Genomic DNA, 16,642 nt, shown 5'->3' with positions numbered 1-16,642 from the left:
CATGGGCGTAAATAAAGGAACTTTAATAGGTGCGCCGGTAAGGCCCAACGATAGCAACGATGAATACGCGGCGGCCTTCCAGTCCGAAATAAAGGGCGGGCACCATACCCGTGCTACGCTGGATGAGCGCGATAACATTGGCAATTGGCTACGCGAAGCCGGGATGACCTGCTACGTTACCGCCAATGGTAATACCTACAAACTGGCAAACGACCTGGTTACCTGGGTACAAAGCGGCAGCGCTACAGGCGGCAGCACCTTACCGGGTAGCGGCGGCGAAAGCGGCACCATACAGCTGATATCAGGAAACTTTGGTGCATGGGCACCTATCGGCAGTTATAACGAAGATATTGTCGATCAGCTGGAGCTTTGTTTTAAAACCGACTTGGTGGCCTTCCCTACCCGCGCGGTTACGTACCTGCAGGGGCAATTTTCTTTAGATGCCGAATTTGAGGGCACTACCATTACCCTGGGCACCCTGCCGGCTAACAGCAGGCCAAAAGCGCAGCTCAAAAAATATCTTATCGCTAATAACATCGAATTGTTTTTGGTGATCGAGACAAACGGCGATGTAAAGCTGCTCAGTAAGGATGGTTTGAATTTACCGGCCGGCGAAACTACGCAGCCCTTTTACATCGATACTTTTTATAACCCGGACATTACAACCGAAACCCCAACCGAGTACACCGCCACCCGCAGTAACAACTTTACCCGGAATACTTGCGGCGAAGGTTACCATGGCACAAGCGTATTATTCACAAAAACCTATACCAGCACGGTAGACCAGGCAACGGCCGATATGGAAGCCGCCAACGATACCGCGTTTGATACCGAGGGCCAGGCGTTTGCCAATGAAGGCGATAACGCCGCTTGTGTGATAGATGGCGGCGGCGGCCCAACGGTTTCAACCATAAGCGTACAGGCCACCATTAAGGGCTATTACGAGCTTACCGATGGTACCGCCGACCTGATAGATTACCTGGTGCCGAACGTTGTTAAGGAAATCCCCGGATCATTCGGCGATATCAGCCTGCAAATAATTACGCATTCGGTGTATGGCTACACGCCGGTACCGGTTAGGCTATTGGTTAACGGGGATATTATCGACAGCGATGGCGATATCACTCTAACCGATTTGGAGGAAGGCTTTACAGTGATCATTTACCCGGAAGGGACAGAAATAGAATAACATGAGCAGATTTGCAAAAATTTCAGATTTAGTTGATAGTGGCTTCATTCCTCAGCCATCCGGGCTAATACCATCTTTTAAGGTAGACTACGAGGCGGCCGGCGATGGGGTAACCGATGACCTTACGCCAATAAATACCGCTTTGTTGGCCGAACGCGTTATTGAAGATAGTGGCGATTTTCATGTATCAGCCGAACCCACCAATAAATACGGAACGCCGATAAATGGCGATGTGCGTATCATCAAAACCGGGGATGTTGGCGGCCAGCCGGTACAGCTAAATACTGATGCTGACAGGTACCAGTATGTTTTCGGCCTGGAATATTTGTCATCATTTCATAAAAAACTGATAGCGGGTACCGATGTAAAAATCATAGTTGCAGGTGATAGCACCTCGGCCTACAATGGCGGGGAAGCGGGCTACGATGTAACCAGCCTTTTAACCTCGCTTATTGCAAAACACAATATTTCGGGCGTAACCCTGTTAGGTGCCGGCGAACCGGGTGCTACCAATGAAGATTGGGCCGATACGTATTTGGCGGGCCAGCTGGCGCAAAACCCCGATCTGTTACTTTTGCGTTATGGTATTAATGATGCCAATTCAGGGTTAACGCCGAAAGATTCGATTGATATAGTAGATACAGCGCTCGCATCTATCAGGGCCGATTCTGATTTTACCGCCGATAAACTGGCTATCATCCTTTGTACGCCCAACACACACCGGGAAAGTACCGCCAGCCACCCGAGCGGCGAAATATGGATCGAAGAATACCGCCGGGGGCTAAAAGCTTTGGCCCGGCAATATCAATGTATATTTTTTGATACCTATGCCATGTGGCAGGATGCGCGGCACGCCACAGATTATATGAACGATTCTGTACACCCGCAATCGGTTTTTTATGCGTGGCAGGCCAGCCGTTATTTTGATGTTATTTTCCCCGAGATCTTTCGCCCTGCAGCTGTTAATACTATAGCGAGCGCAAACCCATATGCCAGTACCGATGCACCCGAGGATTACCGCACCGGTGTCACCCAATTTATGGTATCGGGTTCAGTTGGTGGTGAAGATCAATTCCCCGTACAGGGCCAGGTGATCACTTTTAAAGCGCCCAACGGGCTTATTTATCAGCTGATGCATGGTTATGGCTCTTATGGCAACGTTACCTGGTACCGTTCAGGCCAAGAGGGCGGCGATGGCTGGTTTGCATGGACTCAGTTGGTCGATAAATCGATGATCACCGGTGGGATATACACAGTAGCAGCAGATCAATTCAGCTATTCTATTCCTATCGGTTTCCCGGCTGGAACTGTGATCAAAAGTTTTAGTGTGACTGCAAGCAATGAGGCTGCAAGGGCCGCTAAAATTAAAAGCGCGACAATACATTATAGCAACGAATATATTGTCATTGATAACTATACAGATACGCCGTTGACTATCGGTTGCACAATCGCCTGGACAGCCATCGCCTAATACCGCCTAATTAATTTAAACTATATATGAAAAAAGACACATTATCCGTAAGCAATGTAGTAGACAGGCTTACATCCCCCACCCCCTCTTTTTGGAAAAAGGTTCAAAAGCTCGCCTTGGTAATCGGAGCGGTTTCGGCAAGCATTATAACGGCAGGTGCGGCGCTTCCTGCAGTTGTGGTTACCGTTGCCGGTTACGCCGGTTTAGCAGCCGGTACCGTGGTAACCGTGGCGCAATTAACAAAGGATGATGAACCAACCCCCGTAACCGATGGTAGCGCCCCGAGCACAAAATAAGTTCCTGCAGGTATTGCCGTATATTTTTTCGGCATTGACTTTTTTGGGTGGTTGGTACATGAGTTTTTTATCATCCAGCTACAAGGTAGATAATTTGACTATGATGATCACCGGGTTAACCAATGCTGTTAATACGCTAACATCCAAGCTGGAGAACAATAGCGCTTTGTATAACAACCTGGATAAGCGCGTGAGCATCATTGAAATGAGAAACGAACTAAAGCCCGCCCAGGTAAGCGTAAGCAACGAGCAAAAACAAAATTAACTATGGCTACTACTAAAAAAAGTGAAAAAGCTGCGAACGGGTCAGTTTTTGCCTCAAGTTTGAAAAAGTTCGGAAAACATGTAGATGCTTTAGCGGGCAAAAACTCTCCCGACGCGGTGTATTTAAAAACCGTTGGTTTAATACGGACAAAAGTGCTGAAAAGCGGAAAGGTTTACATTGTAACACATTATACCAACGGTAAGCCCTCAAGAGAAAATCGGGTTCCTTCCAATGAATTTGAGAAAAATTACCGGTGGTTTATATAGCCGGGCTTTTATCTTCTATTTCGGTATTCTCATATAAACCAAGCGATTTTAAATAGGTATCGGTTTCCTGTATCGACCGGTGACCTATTTGCGCCTGCAGTGTTTTAATATCTATCCCTTTACGGTAATGCAATACTACCCCGGTATGTTTCCAACTGTATAGCGTGTACTCATCACCAAAGCCGAGCGGCCGGGCAATCTGTCGGTGAAGAAAATTAGCCTGGTTCTTTTGTATCGGCTTTGGCCCGGTGACCAGATTAAGCCCGAAAACATAATGTTCGGATTTGTATTTTGATAATTCGAGCTGGGCGATGTATTCTTTAAAATGTTTGGATACCCTTACGTTCCGGTCGTAACCGTTTTTAGTGATGCTGCCCGGTAAGCGAATCATGCCCCCGGTTACATCGATCATTTTAACACGTAGCCGGCCAATTTCGGCGGGCCGGATAAACCCATATAGCATAAAGGTGATAAACAGCCACAGCCGGTTATTTTTCGCGGTGATGGCTTCTTTAAGCACCTCAATTTGTTCTGGCAGGTAAGCCGTGTTGCCGCCCTCATCCTGGCGTACTTTCTTTATACCATGAGCTACGTTAGTTTTCATTTTCCCGCGCTCGATCAGCAACGTAAAAATTGCGGCCAAGTAATCTTTATATTTATTCCGGGTAGTATTGCTAACGCCCGGCGTGATTTTATTGTCGGCATCAATGCGCGGTGCCTGTACATAATCCAAAAAGGATATGATATCGGTTTTTTCGAGCGTGTCGATCTTCCAGTCTATCCAGCCGGCATCCTCACAAAATTGCTGGAAAAGATTTGCTATAGAATTGTAGCTGTTATGGGTAGCGCCGCGCTTACTATTTTTGATCACCGGCAAAATAAACTTGAAAGCTTCCCGGATGGTGTATTGCTTGCTTTTGTCGGTGTATAGCGCCACCTGCTCGTTTTTTTTCTTCTTAGGGTTGTAGTGGTAGCCGCCTTCCAAAAGTGCGTTTATAGCCGCTATCCGCTTTGTAGCGAAGGCCAGGCGCGTAGCCTTGGTTTTGTGGTTATTGATCTTGTAATCCCGCTTACGGATCTTCTTTCCGGTTAACGCGTTCCATACCCAAAAAACGATATACCAGCGCTCTGTTACCGGCTTGTGGCTGTTAACGAGGTGGGCTTTAGTGTAAGGCGGAGTAGGCATTCCGGTTTCAGGTTTTATCAGTGTGAATTTGTCAGGCAGTGCCGCAAATAGTGACGCATAAATACAAAAACCGCCTCTACATTGCTGTAAAGGCGGTAATGTGCGGAAGAAGGGACTCGAACCCCCACGCCTCGCGGCGCCAGATCCTAAGTCTGGTGCGGCTACCAATTACGCCACTTCCGCGTTTTGGTTTTTTAGAGTGTGCAAAGATAGCTTTTATTGATAAATATTAAAACACAATTTTGGTTTTTTAGCTATCTGCCTCATTTGTTAGCTTTTAAAATTGTTAATAGGCTCTATAAGTCCTGTAAAATATGCCGGCGCCTCCAATAAGCGGCTCCCGTACCACGAAAACATCTCCCCATCCACCAGCAAAACCCGTGTGTTGGGTAATAATGCTTTAAATTCTGCTATATGTTTGTCGGCAAAAGGATATGGTTCTGATGAAAGCAGCAGTAATTCGGGCTTGGCGGCTATCAGTGCTTCCGGGCTTATTTCGGGATAACGGGTTTCGCTGAACACGTTATCAAAGCCACACCGCTGCAACATGCTATCAATAAAAGTCCCCTTGCCGGCTGCCATATAAGGTTTGCGCCAAATGAGGTATGCGGCGCGGGTGATTATAACAGGTTTATTCAGTTCATCAAATCGTTGCTGAATAATTGTATCAATTTTTGATGCTTCTTCTACGCTTCCAGTGATTGCCCCAATACCGCTTATCATTTGCAGCGCGCCGGGCAGATCGTGGATATCGCTGATCCAAACGGGGTAATGCTTCATCAGCTCTTCTACCTGGCTTTGCTCGTTTTCTTCTTTGTTGGCAATGATCAGGTCGGGCCGGAGTTGATGTATAACCTCGAGGTTGAGCTGTTTGGTGCCCCCTATTTTGGGCACCAGCGATACTTTGTTTGCAGGGTGGATACAGAATTTGGTGATACCCGCTATTTCGGCATCCAGGCCCATATAAAACAATAGTTCCGTTTGCGACGGAACTATCGAGATTATTCGTTTTGGAAAAGCAGGTACCGAAACAGCCCGGTTTAGCTGGTCGTAAAATACAGGCATTGGTTTATTTACCTTTCCCCTGTACCATCACTTTAACTGTTTTCAGGATGATGTTCAGGTCTGAGTTAAGGCTGATGTTTTGCAGGTAAAGCAGATCGTAACGCACACGGTCGCACATCTGGTCAACATTCTCGGCGTAGCCGTAGTGTACCTGGCCAATAGAGGTCAATCCCGGTTTCACGCGGAGCAGTTTCCTGTAGCTTGGCGTTTTCTCAACTATTTGCTCTATATAGTATTGGCGCTCCGGTCTCGGCCCTACTACCGACATATCGCCTTTCAATACATTCCAAAATTGCGGTAATTCGTCAAGCCGCGCTTTACGCATGATCATACCCCATTTGGTAATGCGCGGGTCGTTGTCTTTAGACAGCTGCGGGCCAGCTAATTCAGCGTTAACGCGCATGCTGCGGAATTTGTAAATGTAAAATGGCTTTTCGTTTTTACCGATACGCTCCTGCCTGAAAAAGGCCGGGCCTTTGGAGGTAAGCCTGGTGACGATGTATAATACAAAAAATACCGGTGCACCTGTTACCATTACGGTACTGGAAAACAGTATATCGAAGCTCCGTTTTAAAAGTCTTATTTTTAAACCGATCTCGGGGTGCGAGTTTAAATGCAAAACCGGCACATTATCGTAATTTACCAGCTGTGCGTAGTTGTTGCTCAGGATAAGATCTGATACCACCTTTATTTTTATCAGGTACGTATCGCCCATTTTAACAAGGCGGTTTAACAATTCGGTATTCATTTGCTTATAGCAGATGAATATTTCGTTAGGGGCTTTTTCTATGAGTTGTTGTACCAGGGCGTCTTCTGTCATGCCTGCCATTTCTTTTTCTGATATAAAATCACTCAGATCGTATCCATATTCCGGATGCTGAGAAAAAGATTTCACGAGCCTTTGCGCAATATTTTGATCGCCGATGATCACTATTTGGCGGTGATTGTATCCTTTTTTACGAATATAGTCCAGAAAAAAGAACAGTGCCGACCGCTGCGCAACTACCAATGCAAAGAATATTGTATAGCTAAGCATTACCTCGGCACGGGATATATTGAAGATCTTAAAGAAATAAATGATAGCAAAAACGCAAAGCAGATGATAGATAAGGGTAAGCAAAAATTTATTAATGTTATCCCTCAGTAGCAAGGGCCTGAACACATAAAAACTTCTGGACAAGGCTGAAACCACCACCCATGCTATATTCACTAATAAAATAAATGTTACAGAAGTATTCTCCGGGCGAAAGGTGTTGAATTTAATAAAGTGAGAATTGTACAGTGCAATGTTTAGTAGCAGTAGATCACTCAAAAAAACAAACCCCGGGAGGTGCTTAGAGTAGCGTGTTGTCATAGATATTTATCCTGGTAAGATGTCACAAAAATACATTTTTTATAACAATTTATTACAAAAATTGGCCTGCTTAATAATTGTTAACAATAATATTACCAATACAATGCCAAAATATCAATCAGGAATATTTAACCAGCCAAAAAATGGCGCTACCTTAATTACGCCAAACATCGTATGCCTGCTTAAAGAGCGTCGTCAACTGCACCGCATATAATATGGCCTATCAGGATATGCATTTCTTGCACACGGGCTGTTACATTAGAAGGTATTACGATATTTATATCGCAGCAATTGTTCATTTCGCCGCCATCCCTTCCGGATAAGCCTATAGTTTTGCAGCCGGCCTCTTTACCTTTTAAAAGCGCCTTTACCACATTTGGGCTATTACCGCTGGTAGAGATGCCTATCAGTACATCACCCGCAACAGACAAGCCCTCTACCTGCCGTTCAAAAACGCGGTCGAACCCGTAATCATTTGCAATTGCTGTTAAAGCGGATGTATCCGTAGTTAATGCAATGGCGGGAAGAGAACGGCGTTCTTTCACAAAACGCCCTGTAAACTCCGCTGCAATATGCTGCGCATCGGCTGCGCTGCCGCCGTTACCAAAAAGCAATACCTTTTTGCCGCTTTTGCTGCAGGCAATAATGGTTTCGCAAGCTTGCGCTATAGCGGGTGCTAACCGGGCCAGCGTATTCTTCGTAGTTTCCAGGTGCTCTTCAAAAACCGATGCGATATTGTATGCCATTTGTTGCGTTACTATTTAAATACATTGAAAAAAGGCAAGATCAACCTAAAATAACCTGCTTGTTAACCTCATCAACTGTTGCTGTTGCACTACCAACCTTGCTTACCACTACAGCGGCCGCATGATTTGCAAAATTACAGGCGTCGTATAACGAATATCCCGACGCAAGTGCTACTCCAAGGGATGCCGAAACGGTATCACCGGCACCCGTAACATCAATCACGCCAAGCGCGCGGGTGGGTATTACGGTAAGTTTTCCGTCGGTAAACATCGCCATACCAGCTTCAGACATTGTGATCACTACACTGTCGCAACCGGTGGTCTCGCTGATCTTAACACAGGCGGCTGTTAAACTTTCTGTATCTGTGATATTAATTCCGGACGCAACTATCGCCTCCTTTTTATTTGGCTTAATAATGTTGGCGCCTTTGTATTTTGAAAAGCTATCACCCTTAGGGTCAACAATGGTTTTAATGTTGTTCTCCCTGCAGATGGCAAATATGCCGTTTAATAATACCGGAGTAAGCAAGCCTTTATCATAATCAGATAGCAGTACAATATCGTGCTGCATAATATGATCTTTTAAATAAGCCAGCATTTCTTGCTCTTTTTGTGGAAGCAGGGGTGTTGCAACTTCACGATCGAGCCTGATGAGCTGATGATTGCTTACCAGCACTCTTGTTTTCATTATTGTACAGCGGTTAGGGTCTGTTATAACCCCCTGTTTGGCTATGTTTATAGAAGCAAGTTCGTTAAACACTATGGAAGCGTTATCATCCTCGCCTACAACAGCAACTATGTTTGCCTGCGACTGGAACGCGATAAGGTTTTTAAGCACATTTCCCGCACCACCAAGCGTATAAGATTCTTTTGTAATTTCTACAACGGGCACAGGTGCTTCGGGCGATATGCGGTTACAATTACCGTATATATAATGATCGACCATTATATCGCCTATTACCAATACCCTTATCGCTTTGTTGATTTTATAATCCATATATTTTACAAGGTAACAAATGCTTTTTCATCAGCGGGTTGTACATACAGTTAGCGCCATTTTAAGCTATTATTTCCAATAATGTTTGTGCATAGATAACTTTTTTAATAGGCCCAACGGCATTTTCTTGTAAAAACCGCCCATTTTATAGCCAAGCCATTTGGCAAAGATAGATGATATTGATTTTACAATATGCGTCGGCTGCCGGCGAATAACGTAATTTAGTTCTGACCTTACGAATTTCAACCCCTCGCCTGTTGGTTTACCATACTCTTTTATAAGCCAATTATTTTGCTCGTGAAAAACGCGGGTATCAAAATACCTCCTGTATTCTTCGGCAAGGGTGTAGCTATGAGAATGGTAGGCGGTAGCATCAGCAGCATAGGCGATTTTAAAACCGGCCTTAAGCATTGTTGCAGCAACTATGGCATCTTCGCCCATAATAGGATCTAAAGGGAAACCACCGACACTATTCAGCGCCGACCGGCGATAAGCCGAAAACGAATTGGAACAGAAGAATACTTTAAACCCAAGCGTATCTTTATCGGCAAACGACCTGGTTACCGATCTGTCGGGGTAATTAAAAAGACGTGCATGTGTTTCAAGCGTGGTTGCATTTTTATGCGGCAGCTGTCTGCCATAGGCTAAACCTACATCCATATCTTTAAAATTGTGAACCAAATTTTTCAAGCTGTCGGGAGATGCCAGGATGGCATCCTGTGTTAAAAAAACGCATATATCAATACCTTCAGAACTATTTACAAGTTGCTGACGGGACGCACCGTGCCTGAATTCATTCTTGCTGATTTGGATCACCTCAAAGCCGGCTTCTTTTGCCAGTACAACGGTATCGTCAGATGAGCCCGAATCAATAATGATCTTTTTTTCTGGTTTAAGGGTTTGTACAGCAACCTCTTCTAAAAAAGTTTTCCAGGCTGGTCCTGCATTGAGGGTTGGTATTAGTAAACTATAGTTCAAAGTATTTTTTTATAAATTTTATTTAAAGGCCGTTTGTAAACCTACCAGTGAATTTGCCCTGGAAAGATATCCGTTAACGGCCCAGCCTTTAGTTGTCCCGCTCACGTTTCTAAGTTCATAACCAATCAAATGATGTTTTATCGCTCTGTTATCGGTTACGGTATTACCCGCGATTGCGCATTTTGTGCTGCTGTTTATTTCAACTATTTTGCCACAGTAAACACTATTATCGGTGTTACAGTTTGTAAAAGTATTGTTTTGAAAAACCATGTTATCCACCTGTGCAATATATGCGCCGTTTACAAACGACCCGGAAATAGCATTGCCGGTAATCGTAATGTTTTTTATCCTGCTTTTAGGATTATTAATTAAGTTTTCGCTATCTCTCACACCCACAAACAAGGCGCTTCTGCCAGTGGTGAGTTGCCCATAATTATTATAGCTAACGTTCATGATGGTTTGCGAACCACCGTTATATTTTAACACGTTGTTTTTTATAACAATGTTGCTTGCACGTGCTGTGCCACCTTTAAAAAGTGTTTCGGCATTGGCTATTGCAATACCCGCGTTAACCGTGTTGCTAAAATTGTTATTTGCAACGGTAATATTATCGCATCCTATTGAAGCAAAACCCTGGTATACGTTTACGGCGACATTGTTGAGTACTTTGCTTTGCCCCGCCTGTAAATAGCCGGCTTTTATAATTGCTTGTTTTTGTGCCGCGAGGCCATAATCATGTATAGACAAGGCATCATCCTTAATGTTTTCTAAATAATTATTGATGTAAGTAAGTTTAACCGAGTAATGGGCATAAATTCCGTCGCGGTAGCAATTAATTATTTTATTATGGCTTATATACCCTTCAATTACATCTATCAATGCAATGCCCATTTGCGGCGATCCGTTTATGGTAACATCCTGCACGGTTAAGTTGCTGATCTTTATAAATGTGAAGGTGTGCTCTTCGCCTTTCCCTTCTTTCACCGGAATTTTTGTACGCGTCCACATGCCTCCGGTTACTTTAATGTTTTTACCGTTTTCAAATTGGAGCGTACCGGTAGTAATATCAGTGTTTTTTATAACAGCCCCTGTTGCAATGATGTTTTTGTTGCTTAAGCCCGAAAAATGCAACCGCCTGCTTACTATGTAGATTCCGGTGGGTATAATTACCGAATCGGCATTTCTTATTGCATAAATAATGGCCTCTGTATCATCGGTTTTGCCATCGCCCTTTGCCCCGCATTGTTTAACATTAAGTTTTGACACCGCAAAACCATTGTAAGCCCAAGCTAAAGTTAAGCACAAAGAAACCAGAGACTTTAAATTAAACATCATTAGCGGCTATTTAAATAAAATTGATAGTAAGCCAAAAGCTAACTGTGCCCTGTTTTTCATGCGTTTAAAACTTGAATAACCACTTTGCCCTAACGTAGGCGACGCATTGTTTTGATGCCTTAAATAGTATAAAAGCTTATCATCACAAAAAACAGGCTTCCCTTTCAACTCGGCAATAAGGCCTATCCACCAATCGTGCATATGTATGTAGGATGGGAACGGAAGCGCAAGGTTTAATATTCTCCTGTTTACCGACATGCAGCACCCAATATAAGAGTTGCGCGACAAGTTTTTTAAAAGCCCCGCGCGCGACTGTCTTTGACTGAAAAAGGATGGATATAGCACCTCTCCCTCATCGTTTATAACTACTGCATCTGAAATTACAAGGTCATGGTTTTCGTGCAGCTCAAGATGTTTTCTTAATTTATTTGGTGCCCATTTATCATCCTGATCTGCCAGGAAAATAATATCCCCTTTGGCGTGTAATAACGCATTTTCGAAATTCCCTACCGGGCCTTTGGTTCTTTTGTTGTGAAAGATCTTTACCCGGTTATCATTAAAAGCATTCAGGATGTTGAGCGTGTTATCGGTTGAGCCGTCGTCGCTTACGATCAATTCGTCGTTATCAGATAATTGATCCAATATACTTTTAGTTTGCTCAAAAATATAATCCTGCCCGTTATAGGTAGCCATGCAAACCGAACATATCTTACTCATATAATTACCGCTTTTTTTGTGGTGAGCGACAATAACACCGGGTATACCAGCTGAAAACTTAGGCCGCTAAAGAAAAACATATTATCAAATATACAGAACAATAAAAACGTGTTTAAAATAGCCACGCCCGTGGAAAAGTATGGGTTACGTGGTTTCATAATAACAAGGTAAAGCAATGTAACGCCCATTAAAAACAAAAACGTGATACACATGCCAAGCCACCCAAGATAAGAGTACGACGTGGAGTAAACCGTACCAACCGTTAAAAAAGGGGCTATTAACTTATTGTCTGGTTTAACAATGTTGAAAGATGAAAATATACGTTTGGATATGAAATCGAAGTTGAGCTCGCCGTTTACATACTGGGCAATATTTGATGCGCTGTAGTCAATATTCCGTCCATCAATATTCTTCTGCATATTTGCCAGCGGCGATGAAATGTACAGGTACGACCAAAAATACTCCTTCGGTATAGCCGAATTTACAAAATCGGGCTTGGCCTCGCCTAAATTCAGCATAATTTGGCTAAGCTCTTGTGTGCCGTTTTTGTCTATCTGGTTACTTGTTCGGATGTTCCCCAGGATGCCAAAGGCCATTAAAACGGCAAACACTATCCCCACAACGGCAAGGTAAACGCGTAATTTGTTCTTCTTGTAAGAAAACAGGTAAACAAAAAACATGCTTGATAAATTGAGAATTACCGCCCCGCGATTAAAAACAAGAATTGGGAAAATGAGCAGGTAAAAGCATAAGAAAAGGTATTTTTTCTTCTTTTCAACCAGGTAACATTTAAACAGGTAAACAGTGAAAAAGCTTGTGAAGGTTGCCAATATAACATAAAAGGTAGGGATGCCGAACTCGAAATAGTTTATATCGTCGTTATTTACAATTGAAAACAAGGGGATACGACCGGCGTAAGCAAAATTAAGCATATAGCCTATAGTGATGGCAATAACCCAATTCATCACGCTCAGCTTGTTGTTAAACTCATAAAAGCGCAATACTTTTTTCCGGTAAATGTAAAGGCCTATAACACCACTGATGAGAAAAGTGGATGTGAGAAATATAATAACAGGCCAGGTGATTTCGGGATACAGATACGACCAATCTAACTGGTACACCAGCAGCGCCAGGGAAAACCCCAATATGTAGGTAAAAAAAGGATTTACGTCCGTTACGCTTTTGGGTTGTGTATCCACTATTTAAACAGCTTTAATATAAACCTCAAATTTAAATGGATAAACGATAGTTTAGCAGCCCTGATAAGAGCATTCGTTTTTAAAAACGCGCGTTGGTACGCGGAGGCGGTCATGTTACGCTCGCCTTGCAAATAGTAGCCAAATCTTAGCAGGTCGCTTTCTGCACTATTTTTTTCAGTAGTAGATAACTGGTGCCGCACCTTCATATCGATAACTATAAACCGTTCGCCATTCACTTTTTTAAAACGCGAGATAAAATCATGATCGCTAAAATCTAATTTAATAGCCGGGTTATAACCCTTATTGTTTTCAAAAGCATCTGTACGGATGCACATGCCACAATTTATTACGGATAGGTTTTGTAAACTGCTAACGCCTGGCGTTATGTTATTTAACGAAAACCCACGCATAAATTTAAACCGGCATGGCGATATAATGATCTTCTCATTGGCCATCATTATGGGCGCAAATAACTTATCATGCGGATAGTTGCTTACCGCTTCAGCGTATCGGCTTAAGGCACCTTCCGGGAACTCCGTATCCTGATCCAGCAACAGTATCCATTTCTTTCCTCTTGCTTTTCCCTCTGCTGCCCCAAAGTTGTATGCTTTGCTAACACCACCGTTCGCGGCATCTGCTCTATAGGTAATTGTTACACCTATTTCTTCCATTGGCAAATCGCCGTTGGTAAGGCCAGCATTATAGCCGGGGGTGTTATCATAAACAACCAAATTTAAATGCTGGCCGCTGTTTTTTAACCCCTTAGTTATAGATGTAAAGGTTGCAGATTGCTGTAAGCTGGTTTTGTATAATACTAATACTGCAATAAAATCTTTCATTATGAGCTTTTATCTGCAACGGCTTCGTCAATTATCTCGTAGTATTTTTCGGCAAATAATTTGGTTCGCTTAATTAAGTTATCTTCCACCTGCTGATCAACCCAATATTCGCCGAGGGCTTTTCCGCTATTTTGGTTTATTACGTTCTCCATAATAGCTGCCAGTTCGTGCTCGTCAAGCGGGTTAAAATAAATCCCATTTTCGGGGTTTTGCTCCCTGTGAATAGGGATATCTGCCAGGATAATTTGTTTACCGCTGCTTTTAGCTTCCTCTACCGTAGAGCTCCAGCCCTCAAATAAGGATGGGTTGATCAACGCTGCACACGATTTTATTAAAACCAATACTTCCTGGTAAGGTATCAGGCCCAACAGCAATATATTGTTTGTTAGGTTATTATCTTTAACATAACTCAATGTGCTCTCAAGCCCTTTATTATTCCTGTAATCGGCCATGTGGCCGGTAGTTACAAGCAGCGGGGTTAACCCCTTTTGTTTTAAAATATTAACGGCCTTAAACGCCGTAATATGATTTTTGTGGCTCCAAAACTGGTTGGGCAGGTAAAAAAAGCTGCGGTTAATATTGTATTTGCCAACTATTTCCTGCTGTGTTTTTTCAAATTGAGCCCTGGTTAAAATTCCCGGCTGCGATACAAATTGCAGCACCCTCACTTTATCAATTTTTTCGGTTGTAAAAGTGCGGTAATCTTTAAAGGCGTCGTTGCTGCTTAACACTATCAGATCGCTGTACTTAACCATATCCCGGTATTGGTTAAGTATGCGTTTTCTTTCCGCATCGGTCCATAAGGCCGGGTAGTGCAATATCTGAAAATCGGGCACCCAATTAATAATTTTTAATCCTTTATAGCGGCTAAAAAAATTGGAGTGCGATACAACGTCGATTTTATATTTTTTGAGCAGCCTTAACAGGAAAAAACTTGCGCTAAACTTCTTATCCAATACTTTATCTACAAACCAGGTTGGCGTGCCCCGCTTTAAAATACCGGTTTTAACTACCGTGGCATATGCCGAAAAAGTATCTATATACTCCTGCTCTATATCGGCGGGCACGAATAAATAAAAAGCAACATCGCTGCGCTTGTTGACAGAGCAGGCATAAAGCAAGTTTTTTATATAGTTTATTCCGCCTTTATATTCCTTAGTAAAATTAAGCAGGAATGCTACTTTAATCATTCAATAGTTGTTTAAAAAACTGCAAATACAGTTCAAGTCCTTCGTTTAAATTAATTTTTGGTGACCAACCCAAGGCTGTAGCTTTAGTAATATCGGCTTGGTAAAATCTCGGGTCGCCCTCCTTAACAGATTGGTTGAAATGGATATTAACCGGCTTATTGTATAATTTTACCAGTAACTCAACTGTGTCTTTCACGGGAGTTTTTTTACCGGTGCCACCGTTAATTATATTTAAATGGCCCGTTGCATTATCTGCAGCCGATAAAATGAGCGTCGCCGCATCGGTAACATACAGCCAATCGCGGGTTTCTTCGCCGGTACCGAAGAATGTAACATCACTTTCGGCGTTTTTAATTTTAAGGCATGCATCCCACAGTAATTGTTTTTGCAGGCCCACGCCATATATAGAGAAGTACCTTATAATGGTGATTTTTACATCGAAGCTTTTGCTGTACGATTGGCAAAGCTCCTCGGCCGCTTTTTTGTGAAAACCATAAGGCGATACCGGGTTAGACGGATCATCCTCTTTAATGGGTTTGTTGCCCAGTTCGCCCTGTACCGCCGGACTGGATGGGTAAATAAAATGACACGGTTTTCCTTGCAGCCTGATATACTCTAATAACGATAAGGTGCTTTGCACGCTTTTTTGGAAGTCTTCGTAAGGGTTTTGGTAAGAAAACGCCACCGAGCCGCCACCACCGCAATGAACTATAACATCAAACGATCTGTTTAAGTTAATAAGTGCCTCAAACGTGATGGTGGTTTCGTACCATTCCTGTATGCCCCACTTGTTATATTCATACTTATGCCACTTACCATGCCCTATCCCACTCACGTGGTACCCGGCGTCATTAAAAACCTTTGCGGTATATCGCCCCAGGAAGCCGTATGCGCCTGTAACCAGTACCGTTTTTTTATTTTCTTCTGAGTTCATTAGGTATCTCTTTAATAACTTTCGCAGGGTTTCCCGCTGCTATTGTCCATGCCGGCACATCGCGTGTAACCACGCTGCCCGCGCCAATAATTGCCCCTTCGCCAATGGTTACACCTTTTAAAATGATACAATTTATGCCTATCCAGGCATTATCTTCTATTTTAATTGGCTGCGATGATACATCCGTCCAACTTTTATTTTCAATAAAAAAGTTTCCGTCGCGATGATCTTTTAGTTGTTGTTCTATATCTTTTTGCCGCTCGAGGTAATTCAGGGAGTGCGAATCATGGTCGTAAAAAACAGAACCCATGGCCACCATAATATTGCTGCCAAACTCAATTTTCGTGCGGCATATTATACTGCTGGTGCCTATGTAACATTTGTCGCCGATAATAACCTGACCGGTTTCCGATTCGAAAATAACTTTACAATCCAGTATGGTATCGTTTCCAATTTTCACAAAGGTTTTATCAGCAAGGGGCTTTATAAGCGTGAGCCTGAAATTCTCAAACAAGTGCGAATTCCCAATGCTGATGTATTTTTTTATCCCTTCAACATGCCTGTCAAAAATAAGTTTCCGTACTTTATTTCTAATATACCTGATCATCGCAGCGC

The 16,642-nt window shown here is 43.1% G+C and carries 18 protein-coding genes and 1 tRNA gene; 5 read left to right on the top strand and 14 right to left on the bottom strand.

The window, feature by feature from the left end:
• Position 1 precedes the first annotated feature (1 nt).
• From IDJ77_RS11195 to IDJ77_RS11175, 5 genes are read left to right on the top strand one after another with little or no spacing between them, the layout of a single operon-like run.
• Complete coding sequence (locus IDJ77_RS11195; RefSeq protein ID WP_191189037.1) at positions 2 to 1,189, top strand: DUF5977 domain-containing protein; 1,188 nt, start codon at positions 2 to 4, stop codon at positions 1,187 to 1,189.
• 1 nt (position 1,190) lies between these two features.
• Positions 1,191 to 2,660, top strand: coding sequence for an SGNH/GDSL hydrolase family protein (locus tag IDJ77_RS11190; RefSeq protein ID WP_191189036.1), 1,470 nt, complete (start codon positions 1,191 to 1,193; stop codon positions 2,658 to 2,660).
• A gap of 26 nt (positions 2,661 to 2,686) precedes the next feature.
• Positions 2,687 to 2,956, top strand: coding sequence for a hypothetical protein (locus IDJ77_RS11185; protein ID WP_191189035.1), 270 nt, complete (start codon positions 2,687 to 2,689; stop codon positions 2,954 to 2,956).
• On the top strand, positions 2,931 to 3,221 hold the full coding sequence (locus IDJ77_RS11180) for a hypothetical protein (RefSeq protein WP_191189034.1): 291 nt from the start codon (positions 2,931 to 2,933) through the stop codon (positions 3,219 to 3,221). The genes IDJ77_RS11185 and IDJ77_RS11180 overlap by 26 nt, the downstream gene beginning before the upstream one ends.
• A gap of 2 nt (positions 3,222 to 3,223) precedes the next feature.
• Positions 3,224 to 3,487, top strand: coding sequence for a Rossmann-fold NAD(P)-binding domain-containing protein (locus IDJ77_RS11175; protein WP_191189033.1), 264 nt, complete (start codon positions 3,224 to 3,226; stop codon positions 3,485 to 3,487).
• Here the strand turns inward: IDJ77_RS11175 and IDJ77_RS11170 are convergent.
• From IDJ77_RS11170 to IDJ77_RS11105, 14 genes are all read right to left on the bottom strand, one after another.
• Positions 3,480 to 4,673 (bottom strand): tyrosine-type recombinase/integrase, encoded by a 1,194-nt coding sequence (locus IDJ77_RS11170; RefSeq protein ID WP_191189032.1) that lies wholly within the window; start codon positions 4,671 to 4,673, stop codon positions 3,480 to 3,482. The two genes, IDJ77_RS11175 and IDJ77_RS11170, sit on opposite strands and share 8 nt — an antisense overlap.
• Positions 4,674 to 4,774: 101 nt before the next feature.
• Positions 4,775 to 4,856: transfer RNA gene (locus IDJ77_RS11165), tRNA-Leu, on the bottom strand.
• A gap of 87 nt (positions 4,857 to 4,943) precedes the next feature.
• Positions 4,944 to 5,738, bottom strand: coding sequence for an ABC transporter substrate-binding protein (locus IDJ77_RS11160; protein WP_191189031.1), 795 nt, complete (start codon positions 5,736 to 5,738; stop codon positions 4,944 to 4,946).
• 4 nt (positions 5,739 to 5,742) lie between these two features.
• Positions 5,743 to 7,092: a sugar transferase gene (locus IDJ77_RS11155; RefSeq protein WP_191189030.1), complete on the bottom strand. Its 1,350-nt coding sequence runs from the start codon at positions 7,090 to 7,092 to the stop codon at positions 5,743 to 5,745.
• A gap of 182 nt (positions 7,093 to 7,274) precedes the next feature.
• Positions 7,275 to 7,838 carry a D-sedoheptulose 7-phosphate isomerase gene (locus IDJ77_RS11150; RefSeq protein WP_191189029.1) on the bottom strand — a complete coding sequence of 188 codons (564 nt, stop codon included), beginning with the start codon at positions 7,836 to 7,838 and terminating at the stop codon, positions 7,275 to 7,277.
• A gap of 40 nt (positions 7,839 to 7,878) precedes the next feature.
• Entirely contained in the window at positions 7,879 to 8,835 is a 957-nt protein-coding gene (gene rfaE1, locus IDJ77_RS11145) for a D-glycero-beta-D-manno-heptose-7-phosphate kinase (protein ID WP_191189028.1), read from the bottom strand.
• Between the two features lie 69 nt (positions 8,836 to 8,904).
• Positions 8,905 to 9,813, bottom strand: a complete 909-nt coding sequence (locus IDJ77_RS11140; RefSeq protein WP_191189027.1) for a glycosyltransferase — start codon at positions 9,811 to 9,813, stop codon at positions 8,905 to 8,907.
• A gap of 18 nt (positions 9,814 to 9,831) precedes the next feature.
• Entirely contained in the window at positions 9,832 to 11,079 is a 1,248-nt protein-coding gene (locus tag IDJ77_RS11135) for a right-handed parallel beta-helix repeat-containing protein (protein WP_191189026.1), read from the bottom strand.
• A 75-nt stretch (positions 11,080 to 11,154) separates the two neighbouring features.
• Positions 11,155 to 11,865 (bottom strand): glycosyltransferase family 2 protein, encoded by a 711-nt coding sequence (locus IDJ77_RS11130; protein ID WP_191189025.1) that lies wholly within the window; start codon positions 11,863 to 11,865, stop codon positions 11,155 to 11,157.
• Positions 11,862 to 13,064: an O-antigen polymerase gene (locus tag IDJ77_RS11125; protein ID WP_191189024.1), complete on the bottom strand. Its 1,203-nt coding sequence runs from the start codon at positions 13,062 to 13,064 to the stop codon at positions 11,862 to 11,864. The genes IDJ77_RS11130 and IDJ77_RS11125 overlap by 4 nt, the downstream gene beginning before the upstream one ends.
• Complete coding sequence (locus tag IDJ77_RS11120) at positions 13,064 to 13,903, bottom strand: glycosyltransferase (RefSeq protein ID WP_191189023.1); 840 nt, start codon at positions 13,901 to 13,903, stop codon at positions 13,064 to 13,066. Before IDJ77_RS11120 ends, IDJ77_RS11125 begins: the two co-directional genes overlap by 1 nt.
• A complete protein-coding gene (locus IDJ77_RS11115; RefSeq protein WP_191189022.1) occupies positions 13,903 to 15,093 on the bottom strand; it encodes a glycosyltransferase in 1,191 nt (396 codons plus the stop codon). The genes IDJ77_RS11120 and IDJ77_RS11115 overlap by 1 nt, the downstream gene beginning before the upstream one ends.
• Positions 15,086 to 16,027 carry an NAD-dependent epimerase/dehydratase family protein gene (locus IDJ77_RS11110; protein ID WP_191189021.1) on the bottom strand — a complete coding sequence of 314 codons (942 nt, stop codon included), beginning with the start codon at positions 16,025 to 16,027 and terminating at the stop codon, positions 15,086 to 15,088. The genes IDJ77_RS11115 and IDJ77_RS11110 overlap by 8 nt, the downstream gene beginning before the upstream one ends.
• A complete protein-coding gene (locus IDJ77_RS11105) occupies positions 16,008 to 16,634 on the bottom strand; it encodes an acyltransferase (protein ID WP_191189020.1) in 627 nt (208 codons plus the stop codon). Before IDJ77_RS11105 ends, IDJ77_RS11110 begins: the two co-directional genes overlap by 20 nt.
• Positions 16,635 to 16,642 lie beyond the last annotated feature (8 nt).

It is taken from the genome of Mucilaginibacter pankratovii, from assembly GCF_014773265.1.
GTDB lineage: Bacteria > Bacteroidota > Bacteroidia > Sphingobacteriales > Sphingobacteriaceae > Mucilaginibacter > Mucilaginibacter pankratovii.
Note: the sequence above shows the minus strand (reverse complement) of the source record. Positions and strands in the feature narration are given on the sequence as shown.

Coding starts and splice junctions, on each gene's coding strand:
- IDJ77_RS11105 (WP_191189020.1), bottom strand. CDS start 16,634: ATGATCAGGTATATTAGAAATAAAGTACGGAAACTTATTTTTGACAGG.
- IDJ77_RS11155 (WP_191189030.1), bottom strand. CDS start 7,092: ATGACAACACGCTACTCTAAGCACCTCCCGGGGTTTGTTTTTTTGAGT.
- IDJ77_RS11170 (WP_191189032.1), bottom strand. CDS start 4,673: ATGCCTACTCCGCCTTACACTAAAGCCCACCTCGTTAACAGCCACAAG.
- IDJ77_RS11195 (WP_191189037.1), top strand. CDS start 2: ATGGGCGTAAATAAAGGAACTTTAATAGGTGCGCCGGTAAGGCCCAAC.
- rfaE1 (WP_191189028.1), bottom strand. CDS start 8,835: ATGGATTATAAAATCAACAAAGCGATAAGGGTATTGGTAATAGGCGAT.
- IDJ77_RS11180 (WP_191189034.1), top strand. CDS start 2,931: ATGGTAGCGCCCCGAGCACAAAATAAGTTCCTGCAGGTATTGCCGTAT.
- IDJ77_RS11175 (WP_191189033.1), top strand. CDS start 3,224: ATGGCTACTACTAAAAAAAGTGAAAAAGCTGCGAACGGGTCAGTTTTT.
- IDJ77_RS11160 (WP_191189031.1), bottom strand. CDS start 5,738: ATGCCTGTATTTTACGACCAGCTAAACCGGGCTGTTTCGGTACCTGCT.
- IDJ77_RS11115 (WP_191189022.1), bottom strand. CDS start 15,093: ATGATTAAAGTAGCATTCCTGCTTAATTTTACTAAGGAATATAAAGGC.
- IDJ77_RS11130 (WP_191189025.1), bottom strand. CDS start 11,865: ATGAGTAAGATATGTTCGGTTTGCATGGCTACCTATAACGGGCAGGAT.
- IDJ77_RS11190 (WP_191189036.1), top strand. CDS start 1,191: ATGAGCAGATTTGCAAAAATTTCAGATTTAGTTGATAGTGGCTTCATT.
- IDJ77_RS11150 (WP_191189029.1), bottom strand. CDS start 7,838: ATGGCATACAATATCGCATCGGTTTTTGAAGAGCACCTGGAAACTACG.
- IDJ77_RS11120 (WP_191189023.1), bottom strand. CDS start 13,903: ATGAAAGATTTTATTGCAGTATTAGTATTATACAAAACCAGCTTACAG.
- IDJ77_RS11110 (WP_191189021.1), bottom strand. CDS start 16,027: ATGAACTCAGAAGAAAATAAAAAAACGGTACTGGTTACAGGCGCATAC.
- IDJ77_RS11185 (WP_191189035.1), top strand. CDS start 2,687: ATGAAAAAAGACACATTATCCGTAAGCAATGTAGTAGACAGGCTTACA.